The sequence below is a fragment of the Psychrobacter sp. CAL346-MNA-CIBAN-0220 genome, assembly GCF_040309805.1.
Classification (GTDB): Bacteria; Pseudomonadota; Gammaproteobacteria; order Pseudomonadales; family Moraxellaceae; genus Psychrobacter.
Genome location: NZ_JBEOPF010000605.1, coordinates 1 through 246, shown reverse-complemented (window position 1 = coordinate 246; position 246 = coordinate 1). Strand labels below are relative to the sequence as shown.

Here is a 246-nt window from a genome sequence, read left to right as displayed (position 1 = left end):
AGCCAATCCAGTGGAGAATGCTGGTGATTATAAAGATTGGAAAATTTTGGGTGTATGTGACAACGCTGTCATTGATAATGAAATTCCAGTAATTACCGAGTTAATGCCTGCAGACGGTTTTCAACTAACCGATAAAGACAGCGTTGTCATATCGGCGCAAGCAATTGATAACGATGGAGAGGTAACCACCGTTGAGTTTTTTGTTGATGGTATTTTTCTAGCTGCAGATACTTCATCACCTTACAG

1 protein-coding gene is annotated in these 246 nt (G+C 40.2%); it reads left to right on the top strand.

Features of this window, described 5'->3' with window-relative positions; all coding sequences use genetic code 11:
• A partial coding sequence (locus AAEY88_RS14980; RefSeq protein WP_350563663.1) for an Ig-like domain-containing protein occupies positions 1-246 on the top strand: 246 nt, incomplete at both ends.